The sequence below is a fragment of the Spelaeicoccus albus genome (assembly GCF_013409065.1).
In the GTDB taxonomy this organism is placed as follows: Bacteria; Actinomycetota; Actinomycetes; order Actinomycetales; family Brevibacteriaceae; genus Spelaeicoccus; species Spelaeicoccus albus.
The window spans coordinates 775,434-788,422 of the sequence record NZ_JACBZP010000001.1 but is presented as its reverse complement, the minus strand read 5'-3'; the positions used below and the strand labels follow the sequence as shown (position 1 = coordinate 788,422).

The window sequence follows — 12,989 nt, the reverse complement described above, 5'->3', positions numbered from 1 at the left end:
CGCCCGGCGGAGCTTGCACCGAGAATACAGGATCCGCAGGTTGCTACCGTAAACTGGACGCGTGCCTGTTTTCCGGCACATCGCCCACGTTGCTCCCGATCCTAGTGAGCCATATGACAACCAAGGTCAGTGTCGTCGTTGCTGTTTATAACACCGGCGAATACATTGAGCCGCTGATCGACTCGATCATCGGGCAGACGATGTCAGACGACGAGTACGAAGCGATCTTTGTCGACGACGGTTCCAGCGACGAAACGCCCGCGCGACTCGACCAGTTGGCTGCGGAACGAGAAAACGTGCGGGTCGAGCACATCCCGAACTCGGGTTGGCCCGGCAAGCCGCGCAACATCGGTACGGAACTGGCCCGTGGCGAATACATCTATTTTGTCGATCACGACGACTGGCTTGCCCCGGAAGCTCTTGAACGCATGTATGACATGGGCGTGCGCACCAAGTCCGACGTCGTCATCGGAAAGATCGAGGGGCATGGACGCCGTGTGCCCACGACGCTATTCCGGCGAAACTACGAACACGCCGACATCGAGACCGCACCGATCGTCGAAAGCATGACGCCGCACAAGATGTTTCGGCGCGAATTCCTGAGTGCTCACGGAATCCGCTTCCCCGAAGGCAAACGGCGGCTGGAAGATCACCTCTTTTGCACAAAAGCGTATTTACAGGCTGACGGAATTTCGGTTTTGTCGGATTACTCGTGCTATCACCACATTAAACGCGAGGACGAGGCAAACGCCGGCTTCCAGCAGCTCGATCCGGCCGGCTACTTCGACAATCTGCGTGAAGCGATCGACGCGGTCGAATGCCTTACGGAGCCCGGGCCGCGGCGCAATGTGCTGCTCCGGCGCTGGTACCGCACCGAGATGCTGAAGCGCGTAGGCACGCCTTTTGCCCGATACGACGACAAGTATCGTCGTGCAATTTATCGCGAAATTTACGAGCTTGCGCGGGAGCGCTTCACCGATCCGGAAATCTGGCGTCCGCTCACAGCGCTGTTCCGAGTTCGAGGCGAGCTTTTGCGCGCTGATCGTTTCGACGACCTCGTCGCCTTGTCAGAGTTCGAATTGGGAATTTCAACGCTCGCCGAGGCGACTTCGGCTCGTTGGGTCGACGGAACTGTACTGCTCACCGTGCATGTCGTGTCGCGGACGCCGGACGGGGCGCCCGTCGAATTGTTGGCCGACGAGCGCGACAAGTACTTGTCGATTCCGATCGACGGTGTCTCGTCTGAAGCGCGACGCGTTACTGAGGAGGTGGAAGATGCCGATCTGACATTCACAGTCCGCAAGCGTGGTGACGGTACGAGTGTTGAATGCATGGCGTCCCCTACCGGTCGGAGAGTACCTGGTGGCGCGGGCGCCGTTGATTATACGTATCAGGTGAAGGTCGACGTCGGCACAGTAAAGGGTGGCGTGTGGGATCTATACACCCGGATGACCCACTGGGGGTGGGCGCGGCAAACGAAGCGCGTATCTGTGGCTGCCGGCGTGGATATGACTTCGGCGATCGTCGGCGATAAGCCGCGTATCGTCATTCCATATCGGACGGACGCTGGAAACTTCAGCATTGACATGGCACAGAAAGTTAAGTCACTTCCGCTGGAACTTGCAGGTGAACTAGCGAACGTGGGTGAGGCGTTCGGACCCGAGCTCCGATTGACGCTTCCAGTGCATACAACCCCGGAGTCCGCGGATTTACCGGTTGACGTCACGGCGGAGTCGCACGACGGCGCTGATTACGAGTCGGTTGCGGGCCGGATCATCGCATCCGAGGGCGGCGGACTGCTGACGGCCGAATTTTCACAGAAGCACGATCACGCGCACCTGAACCTGAGAACATCGCATGGAAAGGGCGCGGCCGGACTGCGCGTACAACAGACTCAGCGGCAGGAAGCCCCTCGTCGACTCGGCCTGCTACGCCGTATATTCGGAAATTCGAAAAATACCGGGAGAAAATCCTGAGCGCGCCATGGCAGTGCGAAGCATGAGCGAAATCGTCACGCGGCGTGTTGCACTCGGCGCCGCTCTCACGGCAGCAGGCGGCCTTCTGGTCGCGTGCAGCGAAGACAGAAGAGACGTGACGCCGACGCAGAGTACGGGGCTGGCCGACAAACTTCAACCCCCGTTCTTCATCGCACACCGCGGCGGCGCAGCCCGATATCCGGAACATTCGATGGAAGCGTACGACGCCGATGCGAAGGCAGGATTCCCCATCGAGCAGGACGTGCAACTCCTGAAAGACGGCACTCCGGTAATCATTCACGACTCCACAGCCGACCGGACCATGACGGGGCACGGGAAGGTCAAAGATCTCACCCTGGCGCAGTGGGAGAAAATGCGGATCAAGCCGATCAAGCCCGGCGGCAAGCCGGTAAAACCGCTACAGCTCAAGGAAGTGCTGGACAAGTTCGGCGGCAAACACCTTCTCGTGCCGGAGATCAAGTCCAAGGACGCGAAGAATGCGCTCATCGAGTCAATAGTGAAGCGAGATTTACAACGCGACGTCATAGTCCAATCGTTCTATTACGAGGCTGCGGTCGCCGCGGCCGCCAAAGACATTCCAACGCTGTGGCTGTCGTCGGACGCACCGTCCGACGACAAATTCAAGGCAGCAAAAAGCGACGGCATTACGTACTGGGGGTATGACGAAAGCCTCCCGCCGGACGCCGTGAAACGTGCCGTCCATGCCGGACTGAAACCCGTTGCATGGACCGTCAACACCGTCGGCGACGCCCGCCGCCAATTCAAGGCCGGAGCGGTCGGCGTCTTCACCAACAACCCGTGGAAGCTGAGTAAGGCGCACTACGGGTAGACCAGTAGGCTTGAGGAATGCGCAAACTTCTGGTCACCGGCGGCGCCGGATTCATCGGGTCCAATTTCGTCCGGTACACGCTGGACCACACGGACGATCAGGTAACGGTCCTCGACAAGCTGACGTACGCCGCCAACCGGGCCACTCTCGACGGGCTGCCCGCCGACCGATTCAAACTCGTGGTCGGCGACATCTGCGACGCCGACACCGTCGAGCAACTGATTGCCGAATCGGATGCCGTCGTGCACTTCGCCGCCGAATCACACAACGACAATTCACTCAGCGACCCGACTCCGTTCGTGCAAACGAACCTGGTGGGCACTTTCACACTTCTCGAAGCAGCTCGCCGGCACAACGTCCGTTTCCACCACATCTCGACCGACGAAGTCTACGGCGACCTCGCGTTGGACGATCCGGAACGGTTCACCGAGAGCACGCCCTACAATCCCTCCAGCCCGTACTCATCCACGAAGGCGGGCTCGGATCTGCTCGTGCGCGCGTGGGTGCGGTCGTTCGGCCTGCGCGCCACGATCAGCAACTGCTCCAACAACTACGGGCCCTACCAGCACGTGGAGAAATTCATTCCGCGGCAGATCACGAACGTGCTGGACGGCATCCGGCCGCGGCTGTACGGCCAGGGGCTCAACGTGCGGGACTGGATTCACGTCGATGACCACAGTTCCGCCGTCCTGACTATTCTCGACAAGGGTGAGATCGGTGAAACCTACCTGATCGGCGCGGACGGCGAAGAAAGCAACAAGCACGTCGTCGAGCTGATCCTCGACGCATTCGGCAAGGACGCTGGTGACTACGATCTCGTCACGGACCGAGCCGGTCACGATCTGCGTTACGCCATCGACTCGACCAGGTTGCGCAGCGAACTCGAGTGGCAACCACGGTTCGGCAGCTTCGAACAGGGCCTGGCGCAAACAATCGATTGGTACCGCGAGCACGAAGACTGGTGGCGAGCCGATAAGGCCGACACCGAAGCGAAATACGCAAAGGCGGGTCAATGAGCGCCTCCGCCGGGCAGGTGTTCGGCCGTGACCTAGAGGTCACCGACACGCCGGTCCCGGGCCTCAAAGTCGTCAGCCTCCCCGTGCACGGTGACAACCGTGGTTGGTTCAAGGAGAACTGGCAACGCGAAAAGATGGTCGGCCTCGGCCTGCCGGACTTCGGGCCGGTGCAGAACAACATGTCGTTCAACGAGAAGGTCGGCACCACTCGCGGCATCCACGCCGAGCCGTGGGACAAGTTCGTCTCGGTGGCGGCCGGCAGGATCTTCGGCGCCTGGGTCGACTTGCGTGACGGTGACTCGTTCGGCGCCGTGTACACGGCCGAAGTGGACGCCGGAACCGCAGTGTTCGTACCGCGCGGCGTCGGCAATGCTTTTCAGACGCTCGAGCCGAACACTGTGTACAGCTACCTGGTCAACGACCATTGGAGCGCCGAGGCGCAAACCGAGTACACGTTCCTCAACCTGGCCGACCCGACCGTGGACATTCCCTGGCCGATCGGCCTGGCTCAGGCGGAGCTTTCCGACAAGGACAAAGCACATCCGATGTTGGCCGAGGTCACGCCGATGAACCCGAAGAAGACTCTGATCCTCGGGGCTGGCGGCCAGCTCGGAAGGGCGCTGCAAGAAGTGTTCCCCGGCGCCACAGCACTCACGCGTGAGCAATTCGACGTCACGGATCCGAACGCGTACGCCGACATGGATTGGCGCGGCGTAGGCACCGTGTTGAACGCGGCTGCATACACAAAGGTGGATGAGGCCGAAACGGACGAAGGCCGCCGCGCAGCATGGTCGGCCAACGTCACGGCCGTCGGCCAATTGGTGCTGGCGGCACGTGAGCACAACCTGACGGTCGTCCACGTGTCATCGGACTATGTATTCGACGGCACGAAGGAAACGCACTCCGAAGACGAGCCGTTCAGTCCGCTCGGAGTGTACGGACAGACAAAGGCCGCCGGCGACGTTCTCGTTTCGACACTCGACAGGCACTATATCGTGCGCACCAGCTGGGTGATCGGCGACGGCAACAACTTCGTGCGCACCATGCAGTCGCTTGCGGACAAGGGCATCGACCCGGGTGTCGTCAACGATCAGATCGGCCGGCTCTCGCACACCGACAATTTGGCGGCCGGCATCAAACACCTGATCGACTCGGGTGCGCCGTTCGGCACGTACAACCTGTCGGACGATGGGGCATCCGTCAGCTGGGCGGACGTGGCCAAGGAGGCATTCGCCGAGGTAGGTGCCGATCCCGGTCGCGTCACGCCGGTGAGCACTGCCGACTATTTCGGCGATAAGGCACACGCGCCGCGCCCGCACTTCAGCACTCTCGATCTTGCCAAGATCAAGGCAACCGGGTATACGCCGCAGCCTTTCGCGGGGTGAGCGAGTTTGCGTGTCGAAGCGGGCGACTCGCTCAGTGAGGTTTTTCCAGCAATTCCAGCAAGTACGAGCCGTACCCGGACTTCACGAGCGGTTCGGCGCGCTTGCGTAGTTCGTCGTCGGTGAGGAACCCGCGCCGCCACGCCACTTCTTCGGGCGAACCGATGTTGAGGCCTTGCCGTGCTTGTACGGCACGGACGTATGCACCGGCGTCCTGGAGCGCGTCAATGGTGCCGGTGTCGAGCCATGCAGTGCCGCGCGGCAAAGGCGACACGCTGAGTTTGCCCTGTTCGAGATAACGCCGGTTGATGTCGGTGATCTCGAGCTCGCCGCGATCGGATGGAGTGAGCGTACGGGCAATGTCGATGACGTCATTGTCGTAAAAGTAAAGGCCCGGAATTGCCCAGTTGCTGCGGGGATTCTCCGGTTTTTCTTCCAGCGACAACGCCGTGCCGTTGTTGTCAAAATCGACGACGCCGTACGCACTCGGGTTACTGACCCAGTACGCGAACACCGCCGCGCCGTCCACATCGGCAAATCGTTGCAGTTGCGAGCCCAAACCCGGCCCGTAAAAAATGTTGTCGCCGAGGGCAAGGGCCACCTTGTCGTCACCGATGAAATCGGCCCCGATGGTGAACGCCTGGGCGAGTCCGCCGGGATCCGGCTGCGTTGCGTACGTCAGATCGATGCCGTAAGCGCTTCCGTCGCCGAGGAGATGCGTGAAATGACTCGAATCCTCGGGCGTCGTGATGATGAGGATGTCCCGAATCCCGGCAAGGATGAGCGTTGAAAGCGGATAGTAGACCATCGGCTTGTCGTAAACCGGCACGAGCTGCTTGCTGGTGCCCAAAGTGATCGGGTGCAGTCGGCTGCCGGTTCCGCCGGCCAGGATGATTCCGCGCATACGGCAAGGCTATCGTGCGCAAGTTCGTTCGCATCGCTATCGACCAACTGGCGAGTTGCGTCGCCGAGGGGTGGACGGATGCCCGGTTACCGGCCAGTAACCGGGCATCCATTCACCGCTGGCGGGGTGACGCTGCCGACGGGCTGTCCAACGGTCCGGTCACGAGCATGCCGGCGTGCAAATCGGCGCGGTGTATTCGGAAATATTGGCTGACGGCAGCGGAAATCCGTGCTTCCCGATTATAGGCTGGAAGCACGCTGATGGAGCAGGAACGAACGGAGGGATGACACCATGCAGTTGTGTCGGGAAAGTGACGGTTTGATCCGTCAACCGCCGGCGCCGGACAGCCCGACCGTCACTGTCTACTTCGGCGATGAAACGGAAAGTCCCGATGTGGGTATGGTGCGAGTCGACGTGCCGGCCGGAGCTGGAATGCCGACCCACAAGCACAGCGGCTCGGACGTGATCTTGACGCCAATCTCGGGTTTCGTCCGCGTCGTCAAAGGCGAAGAATCCGTCGATGTCCATGTGGGCGATGCCGTGTACATCACGAGAGACGAGGCAGTCTCGCTAGCAAATCCCGGCACCCAGCCGGCACGCCTGATAGTGGCGGCCGGTCCTGCGAATTTTGTCGCGGGGATCAGAGCCTGGCCCGACCCGCAACGAGGCTGATCCACGCCGCCCGCGCCGTCGCCGGAGCGGACGACACGGTATCTTGACGAGCATGCGCCTTGCCGTTCTCGATGTCGGATCCAACACCGTCCACCTGTTGGTCGTCGACGCCCATCCGGGTGCGCGGCCGATCCCCGCCACATCGGAGCGGACGGAGCTGCGGCTTGCGCAACACCTTGAAAACGACGGGTCGATCTCGAACGACGGCGCCGACGCGCTGGTGCGCTTCGTAACCGATTCGCTCGTTGTTGCCGAAGACCACGGCGCCGAGAGCGTGCTGGCGTTCGCGACGTCCGCGATCCGTGAGGCACCCAATGGAGAAGTTGTCCTCGCTCGCGTGCGGTCCGAAACCGGAGTTGATTTGTCGGCACTGTCCGGCGACGACGAAGCGAGACTGACCTTTCTCGCCGTCCGCCGTTGGTTCGGCTGGTCGGCCGGGAAGATCCTTCTGTTCGACATTGGCGGCGGCTCGCTCGAATTGGCCGTTGGCGCGGACGAGGTGCCGGACGTCGCGCTCTCCCTGCCGCTCGGAGCCGGCCGGTTGACGCACGACAGACTGACGGGGGACCCGCCCGAGCCCGACGATATTGCCGCCGCCCGCAAATACGTGCACGCCGAGATCGGCAAGAAGGCGCACGACCTGACCAGGGTCGGCCCGCCCGACTGGGTCGCTGCGAGTTCGAAGACGTTCCGTTCACTGGCCCGGATCGCCGGTGCGGCTCCTCGCGCAGACGGGATCTACACGCCCCGACGGCTGACCAAAAGCGCCCTGAAAGAGATAGTTCCGAAGCTCGGCGCGATGAAAGCTACCGAACGTGAACAGCTTCCGGCGGTGTCCGCCGCGCGAGCCGGGCAGATGCTTGCCGGTGCCATCGTCGCCGAAGCGACCATGGACGTGTTCGGCGTCGATTCGCTGGCAATCAGTCCATGGGCCCTGCGTGAGGGGGTCATCTTGCGCAAACTTGATCTGCTCGACCCGCTCGACGACCGGTGAGCTCGCGGGGCGCGCAAATTCAGGATCTTTGCAGAACCTCGATTACACTGAAGAACGCTGAATTGAGCAAGGACGGGACCCCGCACCTTGGCGCCCGAACAGTAGGGAATCACTGAATTATGAGTTTGGCCGATTACGCGGCTCAGCACGGTCTGAAGCGCGTCGGCGCCAGGTCGCCGCTTGGGCAGTACGCCAAACAGGTGTGGCAGCGGCGTGACTTCGCTTACACACTAGCGCGCTCGAGGATTCGTGCTTCGAACCAGGCCAACCGTTTCGGCATGGCGTGGGTCGTCATCACTCCGCTGCTCGACGCGGCGGTCTACGGGATCGTTTTCGGTTTCGTGCTCGGCGCGAATAAGCCGGAAAACTTCCTGCAGTACCTCATCACCGGAATCTTCTTCTTCCGGTTCTTCAGCTCGTGTCTTTCCGGCGGTACGAAATCGATCACGAACAATCAGAACCTCGTGCAAAGCCTCAGCTTCCCGCGTATGGTGCTACCGCTCGCCACTGCCATCGAGCACTTCTTGAACTTCATGCCCATGGTCGGCCTGATGATCATCATCAATATTCTCTTTGGCTCGGTACCAACATGGAGCTGGTTCTATCTGATTCCGGCAATCGTCATGGCCACGCTCTTCAACGCCGGCCTCGTGATGTTCGTCGCCCGAGTCACGGTCCACTTCCGCGACCTCAGCCAGGTCATCCCCTTCATCAACCGGTTCGCCAGGTATTTTTCGGGCGTTCTGTACGGGCCGGAGCGTTTCATCCCCGGCATACTCCCGGCAGGGTTTTTGTTGTTCTTCACCCTCAATCCGCTTTACGACTACATGCAGATCGCACGCGGCGCGTTGGTGCCGGGGTATGACGTGGATATGACGACTTTCCTGATCGGCGCTGCATGGGCGGTTGTCAGCTTCGTCGGAGGCGGTCTCTATTTCTGGGCGGCGGAGGAGCGATATGGTCGAACAGATTAACGCTCCGTCGGCAGTGAAAACGCGCACTCCGGTTGTCGTCGTTGACGACTTGCACGTCGATTACCGCGTCTACGTCACCGGTAAACGTGTGCGCAATGCCAGCAGTAAGTTGTTCAAGCGAGGTCGGGCAACCCAGACGGTGCACGCCCTGAAAGGCGTCTCATTCACCGCTTACCAGAATGAATCGATCGGCGTCATCGGCCATAACGGATCGGGCAAGTCCACACTCATGCGGGCGATAGTCGGCCTGACTCCTGCCAGTAAGGGGGCGGTTTACGCTTCGTCGCGGCCGAACCTTCTCGGCGTGGGCGCAGCCCTGATCCGCGACCTCTCGGGTGAACAAAACATTATCCTCGGTGGCCTTGCCATGGGATTCACCATCGATGAAATCGAGGCGCGGCGCGACGAAATTGTCGAGTTCACCGACATGCAAAAATTCATCAACATGCCGATGCGCACGTATTCCTCCGGCATGGCCGCAAGGCTCAAGTTCGCTATCGCTACGTCTCGTGCGCATGAGATTCTCATTGTCGATGAGGCGCTCGCCGTCGGCGACAAGGAATTTCGCGCAAAGAGCGAGGACCGAATCCGCGAGATTCGCGAGGCTGCCGGCACGGTCTTTCTGGTCAGCCACTCGATGTCCTCGATCAGGAGTACCTGCGATCGGGTGTTGTGGATCAACGAAGGCGAACTCGTCATGGACGGTCCGACGGAGGAAGTCGTACCCGCCTATCAGGAATCTCGACGCGACCACCCGGGCAAACGCGAGCGTGACCGCGGTCCCGGCCGCAACGACGGCGACGGCGATCAAACGTAAGCTGCCGCTCAGGGCTAGATCGGCGCGGTATGACTCGCCCGAGTCGCAACGGCCAGGCCCGGATCGTTCGTCGTCAACCCGTAGAATCCCTCGTCGATCGCACGCCGAATCGACTCCTCGTCATCACACGGCCACACGCTGACTTTGCCGCCCTCTGATCGGAACCGTCGCATTGCAGGAGTATGCACTAGCGGCCACTTGAGCAATGCGTGCCTGATGCCGGTTCGAATGAAGTCGGCGAGCTTGCCGCCGCCTTTCGACTGGAGAATTCTCGCGTACCGTACCGGAATGCCGCTTGCCCGTACGTGGTCGACGATGCCCGGGTTGAAGCACGTCACCATGGATCGATCACGGAGCGTCGGGTCAGCCCGGAGGAGGTCCAGCAGCGGCTCCACGGCGTGTGCGTCCTTCACCTCGATCTGGAGTCCTATGTCGGGAACTTCTTCGACGACGTCTTCAAACGTGCAGAGGGGCTCGATGCCGTGAATGCGCAGTTCCGACAGCTCGGACCACCGCTGGGCAGCGATCAGACCACTACCGTCGGTCGTCCTGTCCACGACGTTGTCGTGGTTGATCACCATGACGCCGTCTTTCGACAATTGAATATCGAGCTCGACTTCGTCGGCACCGACTTCGGCAGCGAGCTGGAACGATCTGATCGAGTTTTCCGGGGCGTGCGCCATTGCGCCACGATGGCCGGTGACAACGATTCGCTTGGTCGAGGTGTCGGACATGGCCTATCCCATCTCGATCGCGTGGATGATCAGATCGACTGCAGCGTCGACAGCTGTGACGGATGTGTCGATCGTCAAGTCGGCGTCGTCCGGGACCTCGTATGGTGACGATATACCCGTGAATTCGGCAATTTCGCCGGCGCGAGCCTTGGCGTACAGGCCTTTACGATCGCGCGCTTCGCAGACTTCGAGCGGCGTTGACACATAGACGAGCAAATATCGGCCGTTTGCTTCGGCCTGTGCGCGCACGTACGATCTTGCACCGGCGAATGGCGCGATAGGCGCGGCGACGGCAACACCGCCGTGACTGGCGATGAGTCCTGCCACGTACCCGATGCGTTTGACGTTCAACTCGCGTGATTCACGGTCGAATCCAAGCCCGGCTGAGAGCATCTGGCGAACCTCGTCGCCATCCAGCAACGTCGACCGACGGCCGAGTCTCGCCGGGAGTTCCGCGGACAGGGCATGCGCGATCGTCGATTTTCCGGAGCCGGAGAGTCCGCTCAACAGAACCACTAGTCCGTCGGTTGTGGCAGCGCCCGAGGCCCTTAGCGATTCGAGTTCGTCGAGCGACTCTTTCGGATAAACGGCGCCGGCGGCGTGGCGCCACGCATTATCGAGCTCGGCGATGAGCCGCTTATCTTCCTCCGGCCTCGTCGAGGCGACGTCCAGCACGTCGTCCGCGCCGTAACCGGACAGTACCCGGCGGATGAAATTCGAAGACGACGGTTCGAGATCGCGGATCGTCAGCTCGACAGGCGCCGCCCCCGCGGACCACGGGACGATGACCGTTATCGATCCCTCCGGCGCCAGCGCAGTTGCTGCGCGGACGAGTGCGGGCCCCTCGGGGCCGGAATCGATACCGCCGGACTGTCGCCCAACGAGTATCAGCCAGAGGACAGAACTTGCCGGCCGCTCGGCAATCGCTTGCTGCACGCGTTTCATATCCGAAATGGTTGGGAAGTCCGTGATCGCAACGGCGAGCACGTCGCCGGTCGTGCACATCTTGACGTCACGGGCCGGCCGGCGCAAGTTCGCGTCCCATTGGGCGGATTGGCCGACGTGGAACTGTTGTCGGGCGGTCGCGGTCTGCACACCGTCTGCGCCGGACGGAGTCAGTGCGGCCAACGGGGTGTTCTCGGCGTCCGTCAGGACGCGTGTGCCGTCACGTACGCTGAAAGCATTGTCGATCGCCCCGCCGAGCGCCAGTTCGAGTAGATCGAGATCGGCGCCGGCCAGAACCAGCGACGCGTTGTCCGAAGTGGGCTTTGTATTCATCAGTTTCACCCTATAGGGCACAAGCAGCCTTTCCGGCGATTCCGCCAAATTGGTCATGATCGACGGACTCGGTAATTTAGGGCTATGCACACATCGCCGGACGACGCGTCACTCCTGCTGCCCGAACGGGCACGCTTGTTTCATATCGGGCCCATGAAAACCGGGACGACATCGACACAATCGGCTGCGAGCTCGCTACGTGGACAGTTGCTCGGCAACGGTGTGCGTTACCCCGGCACGACTCTCAACCACCGCAAAGCCATTGGCGCGTTCATGAACAAATCAGTTCTTTTGGAACAGCGGAACGGGGCCGTTGGTCAGCGCCCGGACCGATCAGTCGATGAGGCAGTTCCGCCCAGCGAAGAGTGGGAGCGGCTGATGGCCGAAGTGGAAACCGACCATTCGCGCCGTGCATGGATAAGTCACGAGTTCGCTGCGGAGTCGAGTAACGCGATGGCGCGAAAATTCGTCGACGCATTGGGTGAACGTACTCATATCGTGATCACCTTGCGCAATCCGGCGGAAATTCTTCCTTCATTGTGGACGCAACGGTTGAAATCCGGGCAAGACGACTCGTTCGAAGCGTGGTTGCAACGAGTGTTCAACATGGTGCCCGAGCAACCTATGCGCAAACAGTTTCGTCGGAGCCAGAATCAGGGGGCCCTTGTCAGTCGGTGGGCATCGATTGTCGGCCCCGAAAACGTGACGGTGATAGTTGTTGATAAAAGGCGGCCGGAGCTGCTTTTGCAGAGTTTCGAACGACTTCTTGGACTCCCTGAGGGCTTGCTGTCCGCTGCACAGACGAACGGTGTCACCTCGAACCGGTCGTTGACGCGCGCGGAGGCTGAGCTGCTTTTGCAGATTAACCGAGCGGCGAAGGATGCGGCGATCAGCTGGGCCGACTACACGAAACTGATCCGGCATGGCGCCATCGGGCGATTGCTCGACTCCCGTACACCCGCCGGGGACGAGCCCCGGCTGCAGATGCCGGAATGGGCTGCCGAGCTCGCGCGTGATCGTGGGCGCAAGTATGCGAAACGAATCGCTAGGTCGGGCGTGCGCGTGGTGGGTGACTTGAATGCGCTGTCGGCCCCGGTGAATACGAGTGTCGGCACCGAGGCGGGTTTACGTTCAGTCCCGATGGATGTGGCAGTTGAGTCCATCCTCGGCACACTCGACGCCGCGATTGGTAAAGGCGTCTTTAGAAGCGCTGCCCCTGAGGGCGCGAAACAGCGCGCATTGGCGTTCGCTTCGCATCTGATCCGCGCGGCCGACACTCACACATCGCGCGATTTGTCGCACGCCCTGAAGGTGGAGCTCCGTCGAAGGGTTAAGACGAGCATCGCCGCGTTACGTCGTTGACGGCCAGGCCGCAAACTGAACGAAAGTGGT

The 12,989-nt window shown here is 61.3% G+C and carries 12 protein-coding genes; 9 read left to right on the top strand and 3 right to left on the bottom strand.

Going from position 1 to position 12,989, the window contains the following annotated elements:
- Positions 1 to 113: 113 nt before the first annotated feature.
- Genes BJY26_RS03765 through BJY26_RS03750 form a run of 4 tightly spaced genes read left to right on the top strand, consistent with a single transcriptional unit; the run spans position 114 to position 5,227 of the window.
- A complete protein-coding gene (locus BJY26_RS03765; protein WP_179425818.1) occupies positions 114 to 1,976 on the top strand; it encodes a glycosyltransferase family 2 protein in 1,863 nt (620 codons plus the stop codon).
- Between the two features lie 22 nt (positions 1,977 to 1,998).
- A complete protein-coding gene (locus BJY26_RS03760) occupies positions 1,999 to 2,826 on the top strand; it encodes a glycerophosphodiester phosphodiesterase (RefSeq protein WP_179425816.1) in 828 nt (275 codons plus the stop codon).
- 17 nt (positions 2,827 to 2,843) lie between these two features.
- Positions 2,844 to 3,842, top strand: coding sequence for a dTDP-glucose 4,6-dehydratase (gene rfbB, locus BJY26_RS03755; protein WP_179425814.1), 999 nt, complete (start codon positions 2,844 to 2,846; stop codon positions 3,840 to 3,842).
- Positions 3,839 to 5,227, top strand: a complete 1,389-nt coding sequence (locus tag BJY26_RS03750) for a sugar nucleotide-binding protein (protein ID WP_179425812.1) — start codon at positions 3,839 to 3,841, stop codon at positions 5,225 to 5,227. The genes rfbB and BJY26_RS03750 overlap by 4 nt, the downstream gene beginning before the upstream one ends.
- Positions 5,228 to 5,258: 31 nt before the next feature.
- Here the strand turns inward: BJY26_RS03750 and rfbA are convergent, their stop codons facing one another.
- On the bottom strand, positions 5,259 to 6,128 hold the full coding sequence (rfbA, locus tag BJY26_RS03745) for a glucose-1-phosphate thymidylyltransferase RfbA (RefSeq protein WP_179425810.1): 870 nt from the start codon (positions 6,126 to 6,128) through the stop codon (positions 5,259 to 5,261).
- Positions 6,129 to 6,446: 318 nt separating this feature from the next.
- Between rfbA and BJY26_RS03740 the strand changes: the two genes are divergently transcribed.
- The 4 genes from BJY26_RS03740 (at position 6,447) to BJY26_RS03725 (ending at position 9,585) form a co-directional block, all read left to right on the top strand.
- Positions 6,447 to 6,800, top strand: coding sequence for a cupin domain-containing protein (locus tag BJY26_RS03740; protein ID WP_179425808.1), 354 nt, complete (start codon positions 6,447 to 6,449; stop codon positions 6,798 to 6,800).
- 52 nt (positions 6,801 to 6,852) lie between these two features.
- Positions 6,853 to 7,794: a Ppx/GppA family phosphatase gene (locus BJY26_RS03735; RefSeq protein WP_179425806.1), complete on the top strand. Its 942-nt coding sequence runs from the start codon at positions 6,853 to 6,855 to the stop codon at positions 7,792 to 7,794.
- Positions 7,795 to 7,913: 119 nt separating this feature from the next.
- Positions 7,914 to 8,768, top strand: coding sequence for an ABC transporter permease (locus tag BJY26_RS03730; protein WP_179425804.1), 855 nt, complete (start codon positions 7,914 to 7,916; stop codon positions 8,766 to 8,768).
- Positions 8,752 to 9,585: an ABC transporter ATP-binding protein gene (locus BJY26_RS03725; RefSeq protein WP_179425802.1), complete on the top strand. Its 834-nt coding sequence runs from the start codon at positions 8,752 to 8,754 to the stop codon at positions 9,583 to 9,585. The genes BJY26_RS03730 and BJY26_RS03725 overlap by 17 nt, the downstream gene beginning before the upstream one ends.
- A gap of 14 nt (positions 9,586 to 9,599) precedes the next feature.
- Here the strand turns inward: BJY26_RS03725 and BJY26_RS03720 are convergent, their stop codons facing one another.
- Positions 9,600 to 10,319 carry a glycerophosphodiester phosphodiesterase gene (locus BJY26_RS03720; RefSeq protein WP_179425800.1) on the bottom strand — a complete coding sequence of 240 codons (720 nt, stop codon included), beginning with the start codon at positions 10,317 to 10,319 and terminating at the stop codon, positions 9,600 to 9,602.
- 3 nt (positions 10,320 to 10,322) lie between these two features.
- A complete protein-coding gene (cysC, locus tag BJY26_RS03715) occupies positions 10,323 to 11,597 on the bottom strand; it encodes an adenylyl-sulfate kinase (RefSeq protein WP_218852243.1) in 1,275 nt (424 codons plus the stop codon).
- Positions 11,598 to 11,804: 207 nt separating this feature from the next.
- On the opposite strand from cysC, the gene BJY26_RS03710 reads away from it, so the two are divergent.
- Positions 11,805 to 12,959 (top strand): hypothetical protein, encoded by a 1,155-nt coding sequence (locus BJY26_RS03710; RefSeq protein ID WP_179425796.1) that lies wholly within the window; start codon positions 11,805 to 11,807, stop codon positions 12,957 to 12,959.
- Positions 12,960 to 12,989: the final 30 nt, after the last annotated feature.

Excerpts from the sequence above, each read along its gene's own strand:
- BJY26_RS03765 (WP_179425818.1), top strand. The coding sequence starts at position 114 with ATGACAACCAAGGTCAGTGTCGTCGTTGCTGTTTATAACACCGGCGAA.
- BJY26_RS03760 (WP_179425816.1), top strand. The coding sequence starts at position 1,999 with ATGAGCGAAATCGTCACGCGGCGTGTTGCACTCGGCGCCGCTCTCACG.
- rfbB (WP_179425814.1), top strand. The coding sequence starts at position 2,844 with ATGCGCAAACTTCTGGTCACCGGCGGCGCCGGATTCATCGGGTCCAAT.
- BJY26_RS03750 (WP_179425812.1), top strand. The coding sequence starts at position 3,839 with ATGAGCGCCTCCGCCGGGCAGGTGTTCGGCCGTGACCTAGAGGTCACC.
- rfbA (WP_179425810.1), bottom strand. The coding sequence starts at position 6,128 with ATGCGCGGAATCATCCTGGCCGGCGGAACCGGCAGCCGACTGCACCCG.
- BJY26_RS03735 (WP_179425806.1), top strand. The coding sequence starts at position 6,853 with ATGCGCCTTGCCGTTCTCGATGTCGGATCCAACACCGTCCACCTGTTG.
- BJY26_RS03730 (WP_179425804.1), top strand. The coding sequence starts at position 7,914 with ATGAGTTTGGCCGATTACGCGGCTCAGCACGGTCTGAAGCGCGTCGGC.
- BJY26_RS03725 (WP_179425802.1), top strand. The coding sequence starts at position 8,752 with ATGGTCGAACAGATTAACGCTCCGTCGGCAGTGAAAACGCGCACTCCG.
- BJY26_RS03720 (WP_179425800.1), bottom strand. The coding sequence starts at position 10,319 with ATGTCCGACACCTCGACCAAGCGAATCGTTGTCACCGGCCATCGTGGC.
- cysC (WP_218852243.1), bottom strand. The coding sequence starts at position 11,597 with ATGAATACAAAGCCCACTTCGGACAACGCGTCGCTGGTTCTGGCCGGC.